Source organism: Amycolatopsis eburnea (genome assembly GCF_003937945.1).
Classification (GTDB): Bacteria; Actinomycetota; Actinomycetes; order Mycobacteriales; family Pseudonocardiaceae; genus Amycolatopsis; species Amycolatopsis eburnea.
This window is the reverse complement of sequence record NZ_RSEC01000060.1, coordinates 150,100-166,102: the sequence shown is the minus strand read 5'-3', so window position 1 is coordinate 166,102 and position 16,003 is coordinate 150,100. Positions and strand designations below refer to the sequence as shown.

Below are 16,003 nucleotides of genomic sequence, written 5' to 3'. Positions count from 1 at the left end.
CTGCTGCCCCCTCACCGGAAGCGCCAGGCGCGGTCGACGCCGTTGATCATTTGCTGCAGGAGCTGCCGGGCGTGCGGGTGCGTGGCCTTCAGCCGCTCCGCCTCCGCGGCGATCAGCTCGCCCTCCACCTGGTGCGAATGGCCGGCTAGGCCGATCGGCCGGCCGAGCGTCAGCTGCTGCGCCCACTCGTTGAACCGGCCGACCAGCTCGGAGACCTCCAGGTCGGCCAGTGCCAGGTCGATCTCCCGCACCTGCCTCGTCACGGCCTGCCTCAGCTCGCGCACGCGCCTCGTGCTGTCGTTGGTCGTGGCCATCGCCTCCAGCTTGGGGAGGCGCCCCCGGAGCTGTTCCATGGTGCGGCGCAGGGTGGTCAGCTGCTCGCGGGTCGGCGGCGAGCCGACCCGCCGCACGGCGTTGTTGTGCTCTTCGAACGCCGCGTTGATGGCCAGCACCTCCCGCAGCTGCTTGGCCGTGCGCAGCAGCGCCGCCGCCTCCGGCAGCTCCGGGTCGCGGGCGGCGACCTCGGCGGCGGCGATGGCCCGCTCCGGCTCCTTGCCCTGGGACAGCAGGCAGAACGCGTAGAGGAGGTTCGGCGGCGGGTAGGCGGGCACCACGCGCAGGATCTCGGCCAGCACCCGCTCCGCCTCCGCCCAGCGTCGGGCGTCGACCAGATCGAGCGCTTCCTCCCGGTGCAGATCGGCGATCAGCGCGTAGAGCCGCGTGGCGCGCTCGGCCGGGATGGTGGGCGCGGGCAACGGTTTCGCCGCCGAGCGGGCGGAACGGGTCAGCTGGGCGAGGAACCCGTCGAGGTCACGCAGCGTCTCCAGCTCACGCCACTGGCGGTCCAGCCGCGCCAGCGCCTTGCGGGCGCGTGGGTAGGCGCCGTCGTACAGCGCGCGCACGACGTCCTTCGTCAGCGGCCGCACGGCCAGCAGGGCCAGCGCGTCGGCGAGCGCCCGCAGGTGCGCCACGTCGCCGTCGGCTCGGCCGGCGGCGTCGCGCGCGGTGTGGAACGCCGACACGTAGTCGCCGTCCACCGCCTGCAGCAGCGCGAGCAGGTACGGCGGCTCGGTCTGCTCCGGCGCGACGTCGATGAACCGCCGGAGCCGCTCGTCGGCGGCGCGCGGATCGCGGTGGCGCGTGTCGAGGAAGGTGCCGACCTCCACGGGCGTCAGCGCGTCGCACAGCGTGGCCCGCAGGTCGAGCACACCCTGGCGCACAGCGGGATCGTCCAGCCGCTCACGCCGCATCGGCAGCGTGATCTCCAGCGCCGTCATCAGGTCGCCGAGCCGGTAGTGGCAGTACGCCTGCAGGTAGCGTGCCTCGGCCCGGCCGGGGGAGAGCGCCAGGAACTCCGCGAGCTGCTCCAGCGCGAGGGCGTACTCGCCGCGCGCGATGTTGGCGCGGGCGTCTTCGAGCAGGTCCTCCCCGAGGTCGCCGAGGTCGAGCGAGTCCTCGGCGGCCAGGGTGACGAAGTCGGGCAGGAAGAGGGTCGACGGCGCCGCGCCCCGGTCGGCGCGCCGCCGCGTGATCTCCTCCAGCCGGCGGAAGTGCTCGCCGAGGTCGGTGCCGCCGAAGGCAGGCGCCGAAAGGTCGGGCAGCCGCAGCGGCTGGTGCGGCAGTGCGGGCGTGTCGCGCTGGGCCCGGTCGTCGGTCATCGTCGTCCTTCCCGGCGGGCGTGGTGGGCGTCAGCCGGGCAGCGAGTCGGGCTCCGGCACGGAACCGAGCGCGCGTTCGGCGACCTCGCGGCAGAGCAGGTACTCGGTCTCCTGGTCGAGCTTCAGCATCAGCGGCAGCGAGGCGGGCAGGGAGGCTTCGTCGAACAGCTGCTGCTCGTCCGGCGCCCTGCGGTACTCCACCTCGGGCAGCAGCGCCACGAGCCGTTCGCGGTCGAGTCCCGGTCGCCCGTCACGCTTCCCGGACCGATTCCACATCCGCACCCACGCTGTCGGCAGCCCCATGGCCGTGGCCCCATTCCTCCTGCGGCAGCAGGAACTCTCCGGTCGTGATCACGAGCTGGTGCTCGCTCTGGTGCAGTGCCTCGGCCTGCGCGGCGAACAGTTCGGCGACCTCGTCCAGCTCCGTCAGCCGCTCCCGCAGCACGACCCGGGCGGGGGCGTCGTCGGGCAGGTCGCGCAGGCGGGGGTAGATGATCAGCTCGATGCGGCGGCGCATCGCGTCGATCCGCTGCCGCAGCTCCTCGGGCGAGTCGGGGCGCTGCGGCAGCGCCAGGTCCTCGCCGAGGTCGTCGGCGTAGCGGGCGAACTGGTCACGCAGCGAGCGGAGCTCGTCGCGGTGCCGGGTGGGTACGGCGGGGTCGGCGAGGAACTCGTGCACCAGCCGCAGGAACCGCGACAGCGCGTCGCCCTGCCCGCCGAGCGCGCGTTCCTTCTCCACCAGCTCCAGCACCTCGGGCACGGCGATCGCCTTGGCGCCCTGCAGGCCCATGCCCCGCTCGAGAATCGCGAGTGCCGTGTCGCGCTCGCCCTCGTTGGCCGCGAAGTAGTACCAGATCAGTCCTTCGACCAGGAACGGGTCACCCAGCTCCTCGTCGGCCTCGATCAGGTCGTTGACCCGGTCCGCCAGCTCCTGGCGGTCGTCGGAGCCCGGGGCGCCGGATTCGGCGGGCCGTCCGGCCCAGCGCCGCAGCAGCGTCGTCAGCCGGAGCAGCATCAGCGCGGTACCCAGCTGCTCGCGGTACTCCTCGTCCGCGTCCCGGTCCGCGTCCAGGTTTTCGGCGATCCGCGTCAGCTGCCCGTCGAGCTCCTGCGGGGCAGCCGTCTCCCACTCGCACGCGAGCAGGCCGAGTTCCGCCTCGACGGTGCTCTGCTCGCGTTCGGTGGCGCGGTCACGGGCGGCTTCGAACGCCGCGCGGGCGTCGGCGTGCCGGTGGTCGAAGAACAGCTGGATGCCCTTGAGGACGTGGAGGTTCCCGGCGGCCTTCGGGATCTCGCCGGTCAGCACACCCAGGTCGCGGACGCGGTCGAAGTGGTGCATGGCCTCGTCGGTCTCCCGCCGCCGCCAGTGCGCGCCCGCCAGGTGCAGGTGCGACGCCGCGGCGGCGGTGCGGGCGCCCGGCCGTCCGGCGAGCACGGCCTCGTGCTCGCGGTAGAGCTCGACCGCGCGTTCGTGGCGTTCCAGCTTGTGCTGCAACCACACCGCGAGGTGCGCGCCGGCGGGGTCGTGCCCGGAAGCGGTGGCCAGGCTGTCGACCGCGGTGGCGGCGGCCCAGTACCGGTCGGACTGGAAGGTGCCGAGCATCGCGCGGACGAACGCGTGCGCGAACCGCGTGTCGGCGAGGTCGCGGCCGCGCGGCCCGGCGTTCATCGCCTGGTCGAGCAGCCGGTCGGCGGTCTCCAGGTCCACCCGCTCGTGCCGGTCGCGCCCGAGGATCGCCAGCGCCTCGTGCAGCGGCACCCGCCAGCGGCTCGGTACGGCGACGAGGAAGTACCAGGCGCCCACCAGGCACACCGCGAGCAGGAGGGCGCACACCACGATCAGCGCCGCGTTCACCGTTGTTCCTCCCCGAACTCGTCCGCCTGCCTCATCTCCTCCTCGAGCTGCATGAGCAGCAGCTCGTACAGGTCGATCGCGGCCGTCTCCACGGAACCGTTGTCCCGCACGCGTTTCAGGCCCTGCCGCAGCACTTCGCCGACCTCGATGGCCTCGCGGCGGCGGTCCAGCAGCCAGAACGTGGAGGCGTAGGCCAGCATCAGGTCGAACCGCCACCACGTCAGCGTTCCGCCGTCGTGGAGCCACTTGTGCACGAACGCGTTCGCCTCGCGCACCTTGCCCTGGCGGATGAGGTGGCTGGCCATCGCGGGGGAGTGCTTGCTGCGCAACGCGTGCGGCAGCCGGTGGAACGCGGTCTGCACGGTGGTGTCGAGCCGGCGCGTGAACGAGTCGTCGATGGCGTCGGACAGCAGTGACAGCACCATCGTCCACAGCTCGCCGAAGGCGATGACCGACATCTGCTCGGCGTACGCCTCGACCCGCTCCGGGTCGGCTTCCACCGCGCGGTCGAGCAGGGTCAGCGCCTCCAGCGGTGCCGCGTTGTCCTGGTAGGCGATCGTGGCGGCGAGCACCAGCACGTCGTACTGCGGATCGTCGACCAGCACCGCGCGCGCCAGCGCCAGCGCCTGGTCCGGCTCGCCCGCGTTCCGCAGCGCCCGGACCGCGGCCAGCGGGTCCATGGCGTCCCTGGCGCGCTGCAACCGGTCGGCGAGCCACGTGACGTCGACGTCGCCGCGCCGGGGCGCGGTGGTCAGCTCGCACAGGTCGTCGAGCACCGCCCGGATCGGGCCGACGCGGCGCATCCAGACCGGCAGCCTGCCGTCGAGCCGTTCCCCGGACGGCGGCACCGCGCAGGCCGCGCGGTGCAGCAGCCGTTCGGCGTCGGCGTCGGGACTGGTGCCGAAGCTGCGCAACGCGGCCACCGCCAGCGCGAACAGGTCGTCCTCCCGGCCGACCGCGGTCTGGCCGCGCGCCACGTCCGGGGCCAGGTGCAGCACCCGTTCCGGGCCGCTCAACAGCTCCGTGAACGACGGCGCGCCCCAGAGCGGCAGCGGCAGGAGCTCCGGCCCGTCGTCGGTGACCGCGATGTCGGCGGGCATCGGCACCAGCCCCGGCCCGAGCGACTCCCACCAGCCGGGCAGCGCGCGCAGCGCGGCGACGACCGCGTCGACGCGCCGGGCCGGGTCCGGATCGGCGATGGCGTCGGCGAGCCCGCGCCGCGCCCCGGACTCGTAGCAGACCACCTGGTACCAGCGGCCGCCGAGCCGTTGCTGGTCGCCCGCCGGGTCGGCGGGCACGACGGGGGCGAGACCGGCGCCGGCCGGCCGGTGCTGCCAGCGTTTGAGCTCGTCGCGGTGGTCCGCGCTCAGCTCGGCGCGCGGGATCAGCCGATACCAGCGCCGCCGGGCCGGCGCGCGGTACAGCGTGCCGCGCCTGCCGACGCCGACGTACTCGGCGTCGAGCTCCTGGGCGATCAGCTGGACGGGCTCATCGCCGGGCGCGGTCATAGACGTCCTCGAGGCGGTCGGCGAGGTCGTCCAGCCGGGCACCCGTGCGCACCGCCTCCGTGAACTCGCGCAGCGCGGCGGTGAGGTCCTCCGGCGCCTCGTGGTCCGAGGTCCACGCGGTGACCTTGCGGAACAGCCGCCGGAACTCGGCGGGCACGGCGTCGGGTGCCAGCTCCACGGGCAGGGGAAGGGCGAAGGTGGACGGCTCCGCCGCCGGGTCGGTCCGGCTCGGCTCGGCCTCGGTGCGCGGCCGGCGCAGCCGCAGCAGCCGGCTCCTGCTTTCGGCCAGCATGTCGATCTTGCCGATGCTGGTGCCCTGCCGGAACGTCGCCTCGTACTCGCGGCCCGCGTTGGCGTGGAACACCTTCACTTCGAGCAACCCGTTGACGTCGAGCTTGAACGTGATGTCGAACTGGTGGTACCCGGCTTCGCGCGGCTCGATCTTGTCGAGGACGATCGTGCCGACCCGGGTGTTGTCGAACACGAGGTCCGACTCGCCCTGGTAGATGGGCACCTCGACGTTCTCGGAGTCCTTCTGGTTGGTGAAGCGCTTCTGCCCGTGGTTCGGGATCTTCGCGCCGCGCTTGATCATCGGCTCGCACTTGCCGTCCTGGACGCCGACGCCCAGGGTGTGCTCGGTGATGAGCCTGATGTCCAGCTCGTCCCCGTCGGACTCGCGCAGACCCGCCGGACGGCGGTCGAGGTCGAAGGAGTCCGACGGCGCGAAGCGGCGGGCGAGCATCGCGGCACCCCTGGCGACCAGGGTGTCGGGGTCGCCGTCGGCGCGGACGAAGTCGTCGCCCTTCCCGAAGTGCTCCGCCAGCATGTCCCGCACGAGCCGGATGCGGGTCGAGCCGCCGACCAGCAGGACCGCGTCCGGGTCCACCGGTGGTTCCGCCGGGCTGGGCCTCGTCATTTCCCGCGCCTCGATCACCTTCTTGAGGGACCGGTCGAGCGGTTCCTTGATCAAGGCGTTGAACCGGGCGCGGTCGAGTTCGACGGCCGGGGTGCCGTCGCCGAGGTCGATCGTGGTCGTCTCGCGCACGGACAGCTCGCGCTTGGCTTGCTCCGCGGCGGCCAGCAGCTGCATGCGCTCGTCGGCGCTCGGGGACGTGCGGCCGGTCTGTTCACCCAGCCAGTCCGCGACGGCCGCGTCGAAGTCCCCGCCGCCCAGCCGGGCGTCGCCCGCGGTGGCCAGCACGGAGATCTTCCGGTCCCTGGTCTCGATGATCGACACGTCGAACGTGCCGCCGCCGAGGTCGAAGACGAGGTAGATCCGCGGTCGCTCCTCGGCGCTGTCCACCCCGTACGCGATCGCCGCGGCGGTGGGCTCCGGGATCAGCTGGCGCGGGTGCAGGCCCGCCAGCAGCGCCGCTTCCTCGGTGGCTTTCTTCTGCCGTTCGGTGAAGTAAGCGGGCACGGTGATCACCGCGTCGTGCACGCCGCCGCCGAGCTCGCGTTCGGCGATCTCCTTCATCCGCATCAGCACCAGGGCGCTGACCTCCTGCGGCCGGAGCCACTCGCCGTGCAGCCGCACGCGCAACGGGTCGCCCTCGCGGAACGACGTGCCGTCGGCACCGAAGCGCTTGAGCGTCTCTTCGGTGAAGACCACACCCATCTCGCGCTTGATCTCGATGATCGTGTTCCGGCCGCGCCCCGGCAGCGACATCGCCCGCTTCGCCTCGGCACCGACGACCACCCGGCCTTCCTGCGGGTCGAAGCCGACCACCGACGGGGTGGTGTCGGCTTCCGGGCTGAGCGTGCGGTCGGGAACGATCGTCGCGGTGTCCTCGTCGATGTCGAACATCGCGACGGCGGAGTACGTCGTGCCGAGGTCGATGCCGACGACTCGGTGCAGGTTCTCGTTCATGGTCTCCGGTCATTCGTGGGCGCGGTCGCCCGGCCGCTCGCCGTCGAGCAGCGGGGTCGGCCGGAAGTCCGCGGTGAAGTCCGTCCGGGTCGTGTCGTCCGGGTGGTGGACCACCTCCCCGGCGTCGAGCAGGAAGCGTTCGAGCTCGCGGCGCAGTGCGGCGAGGCTGGTCGCCCGATCGTCGAAAACCCGGTCCCAGGCGGGTTCCAGCCGCAGCAACGCCAGCGGCGGGTGTTCCGCGTCGTACGCGGCCCTGGCGCCGGGCTTCTCCAGGCCGAGCGCGTTCGCCTCGGCGATCGCGTCGTCACCCGCACCGGCCGCCTTCAGCCGGGCGACGTACCGGTCGGTCGCCGCCCGGACCTCGGCGGCCGTCGCTTCCGGCGCGATGCCGAGCTGCGCGTAGCGGCTTCCGCGCGGCACCACGGGCGGCAGGGCGAAGAGCGAGGTGACAGGCTGGTTCCCAGCCGAAGAAACGTCGCGCATGGATTCAGACCCGGCTACTTCCGACAACGGTCGGCAACCGACCGCAGGACGACAGCGGCGTCATCTGGGACCCCCTCCCAGTCCCATTCCGAGGGGCCCTCCCAGCCCCGCTCGTGACTTATATCATACCTGCAGTCGCTTGGGGTTACTACCGGCCGGCCGGGAGCCGCGGGATCGCTTCGGTGATCAGCCATTGTCGAACAGAAGTCAACGTTTTGTCCGTTCGACTTTGATCGGAACTGTTGACTCGGTGTGGTGGGAAGGTAACACTTCGGACGTCGAGGAACGGGGTGGTTCACGATGTCGCACAAGCCTGCCGAGCACCGGGGTGCCCTCAGCCGTCGTACTTTCCTCAGCGGCGGTGCCGCGCTGCTGAGCACGCTCGCCCTGCCGTCGACGCTCTCGTCGCTGGCCTGCCCGGCCGCGGCCGCCACGCGCGAGTGGGCCGCGCCGCCGAACGGGTTTCCCGAGTGGAACAACAACATCGGCGTGTTCGACGTCGGCAGCGAGCCGCCGCACGCCACCCTGATGCCCTACGGCGACCTCGGCCAGGCGCTGGACGGCGACCGCACGCGCTCGCCCTACCGGCAGAGCCTGGACGGCGACTGGAAGTTCCGGCACGCCGACCGGCCCGACGCGCGGGAGCCGGAGTTCCACCGCGAGAACCACGACGACAGCTCGTGGGCCACGATCCCGGTTCCGTCGAACTGGCAGCTGCACGGCTACGACTTCCCGATCTACGTCAACATCACCTACCCCTGGTGGGGTGCCAACGGGCAGAACGAGAACGCCCAGCCGCCGTTCGCCCCGACGAAGTTCAACCCGGTCGGTCAGTACCGGCGGACCTTCCAGGTCCCGGCCGCGTGGTCCGGGCGGCGGACGTTCCTGCACTTCGCCGGCGTGAAGTCGGCGTTCTACGTGTGGGTCAACGGAACCCTGCTCGGCTACCGGGAGGACTCGCGCACGCCCGGCGAGTTCGACATCACCGACCACCTCCGGCCCGGCACCAACCAGCTCGCCGTGGAGGTGTACCGCTTCCCGGACGGCGACTGGCTGGAAGACCAGGACATGATCCGGCTGTCGGGCATCTTCCGGTCCGTCCACTTGTTCTCGACCCCGGTCGTGCACCTGCGCGACTTCCGGCTCGAGCCGCGGCTACGCGACGGCTACGCGAACGCCGACCTCGCCGTCACCGCGAGCGTGCGCGACTACGGTGCCGCCGACACCCGCACCTACACCGTGGAAACCCAGCTGTACGACGGGAACCGGCGACCGGTGTGGGCGCAGCCGCTGCGGCAGGCGGTCGCGCTCGGCTCGGCGCCGGCCGGTCAGGACGTGACCGTGCAGGCGGCCCAAGGCGTGCGCGGCCCGAAGCTCTGGTCGGCGGAACAGCCGAACCTCTACACCGCGGTGCTCGTGCTGCGCGATCCGGCCGGCCGGCCCATCGAGACGCTGTCCGCCCGCGTCGGCTTCCGGGAGTTCGCGCTGACCGACGGGCTGATGCGGATCAACGGGCAGCCGGTCAGCCTGCGCGGCACCAACCGGCACGAGGAGCACCCGGCCCGGGGCGGCGCGCTCACCCGCGCCGACCTCGTCGAGGACATCCGGCTGATCAAGCGGATCAACATCAACGCCGTCCGCACGTCGCACTACCCCAACGATCCGCTCTGGTACGAGCTGGCCGACGAGTACGGGCTGTACCTCGTGGACGAGGCGAACCTGGAGACGCACGGCGTCCGCGACCGCTTCCCCGGCTCGAACCCGGACTGGACCGGCGCGGTCCTCGCGCGCGCCGAGGCGATGGTGCACCGCGACAAGAACCACCCGAGCGTCGTCATCTGGTCGCTCGGCAACGAGGCCGGGTCCGGCAGCAACTTCACGGCGATGTACGACTGGATCCGCTCGTACGACCGGACGAGGGTGATCCAGTACGAGGGCGACGACCGGCCGGGGACCAGTGACGTCCGGTCGCAGATGTACCCGACCCCGGCCGCGCTCGAGCAACGCGCGCTCGACCCGGCCGACCGGCGGCCCTACATCATGATCGAGTACGCGCACTCGATGGGGAACTCCACCGGCAACCTCAAGGAGTTCTGGGACGTCATCCGCGCGCATCCGGTGCTGCAGGGCGGGTTCATCTGGGACTTCGTCGACCAGGCGCTGCACTGGCCGACCCCGAAGCGCAAGCTGCTCACCGAAACCGGCCCCGCCGCCCTCACGGCGGAACTCGCGCCCGCCGCGACGTTCGACGCCGGCCTCGGCCTGGCCGGCGCCGCGGTCTTCCCGCCCGCGCGGAGCCTCGACCTGACCGGATCCCTCACGCTGGAAGCGTGGGTCACCGCCGCCGCGGTCGGCGGGCACCAGCCGATCGTCGCCAAGGGCGACCACCAGTTCTCGCTCAAGCAGACCGACAGCACCCTCGAGTTCTTCCTGTACTCCGGCACGTGGATCGCCGCCGGCGCCCCGCTGCCCGCGGACTGGGTGGGGCGGGAGCACCACGTCGCGGGCGTGTTCGACCACGACGCCAAGACGCTGACGCTCTACCTCGACGGCAAGGCCGTGGCGTACCAGGACACCGACCGCGTCCCGGACGGCTCCACCGCCCAGCTCGCGCTCGGGACGGACGCCGAGAACCCCGAACGGCTCTTCAGCGGGCGCATCCGGGCCGCCCGGGTCTACGCACGGGCGCTCACCGCGGCCGAACTCGCGGCCGACCGGGCCCCGCAGGACCCCGCCGTCCGCCTCTGGTTCGACGCCGCCACCGCGGGTTACGACGAGAAACAACCCGCCGAACGGACCTACCTCTCCTACGGCGGGGACTGGGGCGACAACCCCAACGACGGCAACTTCTGCGCCAACGGCATCATCACGGCCGACCGCCGGCTCGGTGGGAAGGCCGTGGAGGTCAAGCAGGTCTACCAGGCCGTCAACGTCTCGGGCGACGCCGGCCGGTACACGATCACCAACGAGAACCTGTTCACCAACGTCAACGCGTACGACGGCGCGTGGGAGCTGGTGAACGACGGCCAGGTCGTGCAGCGCGGCAGGCTGACCGGCGCGCAGCTCGACGTGCCGCCCCGGTCGAGCCGGACGATCACCCTGCCGGTGCGCCGGCCGGCCCGTCCGTCGGGCGAGTACTTCCTCCGCTTTTCCTTCACCACCAGGGAACCCACGGTGTGGGCCGACCGCGGGTTCGAGGTGGCGAAGCAGCAGCTGCCGGTCGATTTCGGCAGCCCCGCCGTCACACCCGTGCCGCTCGCGCAGGTGCCGCCGGCGACGGCGCGGGAGACCGGCCAGAACGTCGAGATCACCGGCGCCGGCTTCAGCGTGTCGATCGCCAAGGACACCGGGCTCATCACGTCCTACGAAGCGCACGGCACGCGGCTGATCGAGTCCGGTCCGGTGCCGAACTTCTGGCGCGCGCCGACCGACAACGACATCGGCAACGGCCAGCCGAGCCGCACCGCGACCTGGCGCTACGCGGGCGCCGACCGGACGGTCACGGAGGTCTCGGTGCAGGCGGGCCGGGCCGTGGTCGTGACCGTGCGCGGCACGCTGCCGACCTCGGTCGCCTCCAGTTACTCCACCACGTACACGGTCTTCGGCAACGGCGAGATCCTCGTGGGCCACGACGTGCACCCCGGCTCGCCCGGCCTGCCGTACCTTCCCGAAGTGGGGACCATCCTGTTCGTCCCGGGCGAGTTCGACACGCTGGACTACTACGGCCGCGGGCCCGAGGAGAACCACTGGGACCGCAACACCGGCTCCGACGTGGGCGTGTACTCCTCGACCGTGGCCGGGCAGTGGACCGGGTACATCCGCCCGCAGGAGAACGGCAACAAGACCGACGTGCGGTGGGTCGCCCTGACCGGCGAGCACGGCGCCGGGCTCCTGGTCACCGGCGAACCGCTGCTCGAAGTGAACGCGTCGCACTACACGCCGGAAGACCTGTCGAGCGGCGCCTTGCACGACTACCAGCTCACGCCGCGCGGGGACGTCGTGCTCCGGCTGAACCACCGGCAGATGGGAGTCGGCGGGGACGACAGCTGGGGCGCGCAGACGCACGACGAGTACAAGCTGTTCGCCGACCGCGACTACCACTACGCCTACCGGCTGCGCCCGCTCCCGAGGCGGGACCAGGCGATGGCGCTGTTCCGGCGGCCGACCGCACCGTCGTGAACGGTCAGGCCCCGGTGGCGCCGCGCGGCTCGGGTACCGCACGAGCAGCACGGCGTCGAGCCGCGGCCGCCGTCGCGGAAACGCAGGAGGTTCAGCATCACGACCGGCCCGCCGCGATCAGGTCCAGACGGCTTCGGGGGCGACGGTCGAGGCCGGGGGTTCGCCGCCGGCCTCGGCGAAGGCGGTGAGGCCGTCGACCAGGCCGTGCCGGGCCCCGTCCGGCATCCGGGCGACGATCTTCGCGATCTCCTTGCGGCGGCGCGCGGTCACCTGGCGGACCACCTTCGTGCCTTCGCGGGTCAGGGCCAGCACGATCTCCCGGCGCGAGACGGTGCTGTGCTGCCGGTCGACCATGCCGACCGTGACCAGGCGGTCGACCATCCGGCTCGCCGTCGACGGCGTGACCTGCAGGTGCTCCGCGAGATCGGCGTGCTTCAGCGGACCGCGCGTCTGCAGGACGACCAGCAGCCGGAACTGCGGCAGCGTGATCGTGTCACCGGCGGCGGCGATGGACCGGGCCGACACGGCCACCAGCAGGCGGGAAGCGGTCAACACGGCGTCGGTGACAGCGTCGACGTCCGTCGCGTCGAGGGCGGGGGAGCTGCGAGGCATACTCCCCAGTGTGCCCGATGGGCACGCGGCCGAGGGCTCGTCCGAACGGGAGGAAGAGCGGTGAAAGCTGTGGTGTGCGGGGCCGGGATCACCCGCCGCGGTGCGCGGTGAACCGGGTCGTCAGGTTCGTGTTCCGCGCACCGGTCCGGTTGTACGACAAGGGTTTCGGGTGGCTGCTCGGCCGCCGCTTCCTGTGCCTGACCCACCTCGGCCGGAAATCCGGGCGGGTGTACCGGACGGTGCTCGAAGTCGTCGGCGTGAACGGTGACGACTACGTCGTGGTCGCCGGGCTCGGCGCGGGAGCGGACTGGTTCCGCAACATCCAGGCCCGGCCACCGGTCGAGGTGATCGTCGGACGGCGCCGCTTCCCGGCCGAGCACCGGGTTCTCGGCGAAGATGAGGCCGTCGCGGTCATCGCCGGCTACGAACACCGCAACCGCCTGGCCGGGCCGGTGGTGCGGTTCGCGCTGGGGAAGCTGCTCGGGTGGCGCTACGACGGCAGCGACCTCGCTCGCCGCCGGCTGGCGCGACAGCTGCCCCTGGTCGCCTTGCGGCCGAGGCCGTAGTCCGATCGCGAGCACCAGACCCCCGCCGCCGTTCTCGGCACCGCCGATGGTCATCGTCGCCGTCGAGCAGTACGAGCCCGCGCCGCTGATCGACGACCCGCTGGCCGCCGAACTGCTGACCGCGGGTGGGAGGTTCGCGGTCGCGCTCACGCGGTGGCCGCCGCTGCGCCGCGCGTGGTGTCGGCGACCGAGAAGAAGATGCCGGGCCTGTGGGCGAGCATGCTGTGCTGCAAGCGCTACCTCGACGACCGGCTGCTCGAGGCCGCGGCCTCGGTGCCGAGTTCGACACCCGCCCCTGCCGGCTGCCGCAGCTGCGCGGGGTCCCGGTCTTCGAGGTGGACCTGCCGGCCAACAGCGCCCGCAAGGAAGCCGCGCTGCGCAAGCGTTTCGGCCGGGTTCCCGACGGCGTCACGCTGGTTCCGGTGGACTGGGAGGCCCAGGATTTCCGGACCTTTGTCGTGTGGGAGGCGGTGACCCAGTACCTCACCGAACCCGCCGTGCGCCGCACCCTCGCCCAGCTGGGCGACCTCGCACCGGGCAGCCGGCTGGCGTTCACCCATGTCCGCAAGGACTTCCTCGACGGCAAGGAGTTCTACGGCGTCCGGTCCGCCTACGACGACTTCGTCGTCAAGTGGCGGCTCCGCCGGTTCGGGCTCGAACCCGGCGAAGTCGCCGGGTTGACCAATGTTGACTCTGCTTACATTGCGCGCTACCTTGATGTAAGCACTGCATACATTGGGAAGGGGTTCTGATGGGAACGTCGAAGGCCGGGGAGAGGGTCGAGGTCGAGCTCGGAGGCCGTACGGTCACCGTGCCGAAGGGTGGGTTGTACGACCGGTACCGCATGGACACCGACCTGGACGAGGTCGCCGAGGACCCGCGCGTGCGCACCGTCGACTTCTTCCGGGCGTTGCCGAAGACCGAGGTGCGGTCGGCGATCGGGCCGACCCGGACCCCGAACTTCTACTACTCGATGTCGAAGGCGCAGATCACCTACCTCGCCCCGGTGAAGGCGCTGCGATCCCGGCTCCCCGGTGAACTCGACCCCTTGCGGATCGCCCCGGGACTCGGGCTGTTCTCGGTGGTCTTCTTCCGCTACGACGTCTGCGACATCGACTTCTACACCGAGGCCACCGTCGGCATCGCGGTGCGGCCCGCGCGGCACGGTGGCCTGGGCGCCGCCGACTTCCTCTCGGGGCTGTCCAACGACTCGATGCACGCCTACGTCCTGTCGCTGCCGGTGAACACCGAGATCGCGCAGGTCCGCGGGCATGACGGCTACGGCTTCCCCAAGTGGGTCACCGAGATCGACGTCGAGATCGACGACCGCCGGACGGTCGCGCGGGTGGCCAACGGCGATGGCGGTACCGACATCGCGCTCGACGTGGCCACGCCGAAGCAGAAGCGGGTGCCCAGCGGCACGCGCGTGTCCACGCTGACCTCGTACACGCGGCTCGGTGGCGGCTGGAACGCGACGCTGAGCCAGACCAACACCCTCGCCGCCGGCGGCAAGCTGCTCCCGCGGGACGTGACCCTCGAACTGGGCTCGGGGCGCCTGGCCGACGACGTCCGTTCCCTCGAGCCGATCAAGCCGCTGCGGCTCGACGTGGCCAGCGAGTGCCAGAACGCGCTGCACATCCCGGTCCCCGTCTCGGTCCCGGCTCGGTGAGGAAACGAATGCAGACCGTACTGGGAGCGAACGGCCAGATCGCCGAAGAGCTCACCCGCTACCTCCACGACCACGTCACCCACGACATCCGCCTGGTCAGCAGGAACCCCGGCAAGGTGCACGAGACCGACCAGCTGGTCAAGGCCGACCTGATGGACGCCGAGGCGACCGCCGCCGCCGTCGCGGGCAGCGATATCGCCTACCTCACCGTCGGCCTCCCCATCGACTCCGCCCTGTGGGAACAGCGGTTCCCCGTGATGATGGCCAACACCATCGCGGCCTGCCGTGAGCACGACACCAAGCTGGTCTTCTTCGACAACACCTACATGTACCCGCGAACCGCTGCCCGCCAGGTCGAGGACACCCCGTTCGAACCGGCCGGGCGCAAGGCGGCGGTGCGGGCGCGGATCGCGGACATGCTGCAGCGGGAGATGGACGCGGGCACCATCGACGCCGTCATCTGCCGCGCCCCCGAGTTCTACGGACCCGGCAAGACCAAGAGCCTCACCAACTCCGCCGTCTTCGACCGGATCAAGCGCGGCAAGCGGCCCCTGATCCCGCTCGACGCCCACACCGAGCGCACCTTGATCTGGACGCCCGATGCCAGCCGCGGCATGGGGCTGATCGGCAACACGCCCGACGCCTACGGCCAGACCTGGCACCTGCCCGTCGACCCGGAGCGGCTCACCTACGCCGAGATGATCGCGGTGGCCGGCCAGGTGATCGGCGAAGACATCCGCTACACGACCGTCCCGGCCGCCGCCTTCAAGCTCGGTGCCCTGGTCAACCAGCCGGTGAGGGAAGTCTCCGAACTGCTGCCGCGCTACCGCGTCGACAACATCTTCGACTCGTCCAAGTTCGCCGCGCGCTTCCCCGGCTTCAGGGTCACGACCTACCGCCAAGGGATCACCGAGATCCTCGGGGGATAGCCATCGTGGCGGTGCGGTATGTTTGCGGTGCTCACATGGGAGGGGTAACCGGTGCCGACATCCGCCAAGGGCAGCTACCACCACGGGGACCTGCGGGCGACGCTGATGAAGATCGCGATGCGCATGCTGGAGGAGGGGGAGCCGTTCTCCCTGCGGGGTATCGCCCGGGAAGCCGGCGTCTCGCCGACCGCGCCCTACCGGCACTTCGCCGACCGGGACGCGCTGGAGTCCGCGCTGGCCGCCGAAGGGCTGCGCGACCTCAAAGCCGATTTGCTCCAGGGTGGCGGCGGGCCGCCCGCCACGGTGGCCGACCTGGCCGAGCTGGGTGTCGCCTACGTCGACTTCGCCCTGCGCCGCCCGGCGCTGTTCCGGCTCATGTTCGGCAACCCTTGCGACGACGCCAACGACGTTCGTGTCCGCGCGGCGGCCGAGGTGCACGAACTGCTGGGCGCCGCCGTCTCCGGCGTCTTCCCCGACGTCGACCCGGCCGCCCTGGCCACCGCGGGCTGGGGCCTGGTGCACGGCCTGGCCTGCCTGCACCTCGACGGCAAGCTGACCAGCACGTCGGCCGAGGACGTCGCGAACCAGGTGCGCGGTTCCTTCGCCGCGATTTTCGCCGCCCGCCCCCACGGAGTAATGTAAGCGCTGCAAACATAGCCGTGTGGCACCGCACT

At 71.7% G+C, this 16,003-nt stretch carries 13 protein-coding genes; 6 read left to right on the top strand and 7 right to left on the bottom strand.

Annotated elements, in window-relative coordinates:
• Positions 1-11 precede the first annotated feature (11 nt).
• From EIY87_RS36315 to EIY87_RS36290, 6 genes are read right to left on the bottom strand one after another with little or no spacing between them, the layout of a single operon-like run.
• Positions 12-1,658 carry a tetratricopeptide repeat protein gene (locus EIY87_RS36315; RefSeq protein WP_125314495.1) on the bottom strand — a complete coding sequence of 549 codons (1,647 nt, stop codon included), beginning with the start codon at positions 1,656-1,658 and terminating at the stop codon, positions 12-14.
• Positions 1,659-1,688: 30 nt separating this feature from the next.
• Entirely contained in the window at positions 1,689-1,934 is a 246-nt protein-coding gene (locus EIY87_RS36310; RefSeq protein WP_125314494.1) for a hypothetical protein, read from the bottom strand.
• Positions 1,909-3,513 (bottom strand): hypothetical protein, encoded by a 1,605-nt coding sequence (locus EIY87_RS36305; RefSeq protein WP_125314493.1) that lies wholly within the window; start codon positions 3,511-3,513, stop codon positions 1,909-1,911. The genes EIY87_RS36310 and EIY87_RS36305 overlap by 26 nt, the downstream gene beginning before the upstream one ends.
• Positions 3,510-5,021 (bottom strand): hypothetical protein, encoded by a 1,512-nt coding sequence (locus EIY87_RS36300; RefSeq protein WP_125314492.1) that lies wholly within the window; start codon positions 5,019-5,021, stop codon positions 3,510-3,512. Before EIY87_RS36300 ends, EIY87_RS36305 begins: the two co-directional genes overlap by 4 nt.
• Positions 5,002-6,891 (bottom strand): Hsp70 family protein, encoded by a 1,890-nt coding sequence (locus EIY87_RS36295; protein WP_125314491.1) that lies wholly within the window; start codon positions 6,889-6,891, stop codon positions 5,002-5,004. The genes EIY87_RS36300 and EIY87_RS36295 overlap by 20 nt, the downstream gene beginning before the upstream one ends.
• Before the next feature lie 9 nt (positions 6,892-6,900).
• The gene (locus EIY87_RS36290; protein WP_125314490.1) at positions 6,901-7,374 is read right to left on the bottom strand and encodes a hypothetical protein; all 474 of its coding nucleotides are present in this window, start codon (positions 7,372-7,374) and stop codon (positions 6,901-6,903) included.
• Positions 7,375-7,674: 300 nt separating this feature from the next.
• Here EIY87_RS36290 and EIY87_RS36285 point away from each other — a divergent pair, with 300 nt between their 5' ends.
• On the top strand, positions 7,675-11,553 hold the full coding sequence (locus tag EIY87_RS36285; protein WP_125314489.1) for a glycoside hydrolase family 2 TIM barrel-domain containing protein: 3,879 nt from the start codon (positions 7,675-7,677) through the stop codon (positions 11,551-11,553).
• Positions 11,554-11,670: 117 nt separating this feature from the next.
• Here EIY87_RS36285 and EIY87_RS36280 read toward each other — a convergent pair whose 3' ends face one another.
• Positions 11,671-12,165 carry a MarR family winged helix-turn-helix transcriptional regulator gene (locus EIY87_RS36280; RefSeq protein WP_125314488.1) on the bottom strand — a complete coding sequence of 165 codons (495 nt, stop codon included), beginning with the start codon at positions 12,163-12,165 and terminating at the stop codon, positions 11,671-11,673.
• A gap of 107 nt (positions 12,166-12,272) precedes the next feature.
• On the opposite strand from EIY87_RS36280, the gene EIY87_RS36275 reads away from it, so the two are divergent.
• The 5 genes from EIY87_RS36275 to EIY87_RS36255 all read left to right on the top strand — a co-directional run bounded on the left by EIY87_RS36275 (position 12,273) and on the right by EIY87_RS36255 (position 15,971).
• Positions 12,273-12,731 carry a nitroreductase family deazaflavin-dependent oxidoreductase gene (locus EIY87_RS36275; RefSeq protein WP_225440267.1) on the top strand — a complete coding sequence of 153 codons (459 nt, stop codon included), beginning with the start codon at positions 12,273-12,275 and terminating at the stop codon, positions 12,729-12,731.
• A 125-nt stretch (positions 12,732-12,856) separates the two neighbouring features.
• Positions 12,857-13,483 carry a class I SAM-dependent methyltransferase gene (locus tag EIY87_RS36270; protein ID WP_318531914.1) on the top strand — a complete coding sequence of 209 codons (627 nt, stop codon included), beginning with the start codon at positions 12,857-12,859 and terminating at the stop codon, positions 13,481-13,483.
• Complete coding sequence (locus EIY87_RS36265; protein WP_125314487.1) at positions 13,483-14,400, top strand: acetoacetate decarboxylase family protein; 918 nt, start codon at positions 13,483-13,485, stop codon at positions 14,398-14,400. Before EIY87_RS36270 ends, EIY87_RS36265 begins: the two co-directional genes overlap by 1 nt.
• Before the next feature lie 8 nt (positions 14,401-14,408).
• A complete protein-coding gene (locus EIY87_RS36260) occupies positions 14,409-15,329 on the top strand; it encodes an NAD-dependent epimerase/dehydratase family protein (protein ID WP_125314486.1) in 921 nt (306 codons plus the stop codon).
• A 51-nt stretch (positions 15,330-15,380) separates the two neighbouring features.
• The gene (locus tag EIY87_RS36255; RefSeq protein WP_125314485.1) at positions 15,381-15,971 is read left to right on the top strand and encodes a TetR/AcrR family transcriptional regulator; all 591 of its coding nucleotides are present in this window, start codon (positions 15,381-15,383) and stop codon (positions 15,969-15,971) included.
• Positions 15,972-16,003 lie beyond the last annotated feature (32 nt).

What these genes read in the sequence shown, in the direction of transcription:
- EIY87_RS36300 (WP_125314492.1), bottom strand. Translation starts at nt 5,021, where the DNA reads ATGACCGCGCCCGGCGATGAGCCCGTCCAGCTGATCGCCCAGGAGCTC.
- EIY87_RS36260 (WP_125314486.1), top strand. Translation starts at nt 14,409, where the DNA reads ATGCAGACCGTACTGGGAGCGAACGGCCAGATCGCCGAAGAGCTCACC.
- EIY87_RS36310 (WP_125314494.1), bottom strand. Translation starts at nt 1,934, where the DNA reads ATGTGGAATCGGTCCGGGAAGCGTGACGGGCGACCGGGACTCGACCGC.
- EIY87_RS36280 (WP_125314488.1), bottom strand. Translation starts at nt 12,165, where the DNA reads ATGCCTCGCAGCTCCCCCGCCCTCGACGCGACGGACGTCGACGCTGTC.
- EIY87_RS36295 (WP_125314491.1), bottom strand. Translation starts at nt 6,891, where the DNA reads ATGAACGAGAACCTGCACCGAGTCGTCGGCATCGACCTCGGCACGACG.
- EIY87_RS36315 (WP_125314495.1), bottom strand. Translation starts at nt 1,658, where the DNA reads ATGACCGACGACCGGGCCCAGCGCGACACGCCCGCACTGCCGCACCAG.
- EIY87_RS36285 (WP_125314489.1), top strand. Translation starts at nt 7,675, where the DNA reads ATGTCGCACAAGCCTGCCGAGCACCGGGGTGCCCTCAGCCGTCGTACT.
- EIY87_RS36265 (WP_125314487.1), top strand. Translation starts at nt 13,483, where the DNA reads ATGGGAACGTCGAAGGCCGGGGAGAGGGTCGAGGTCGAGCTCGGAGGC.
- EIY87_RS36290 (WP_125314490.1), bottom strand. Translation starts at nt 7,374, where the DNA reads ATGCGCGACGTTTCTTCGGCTGGGAACCAGCCTGTCACCTCGCTCTTC.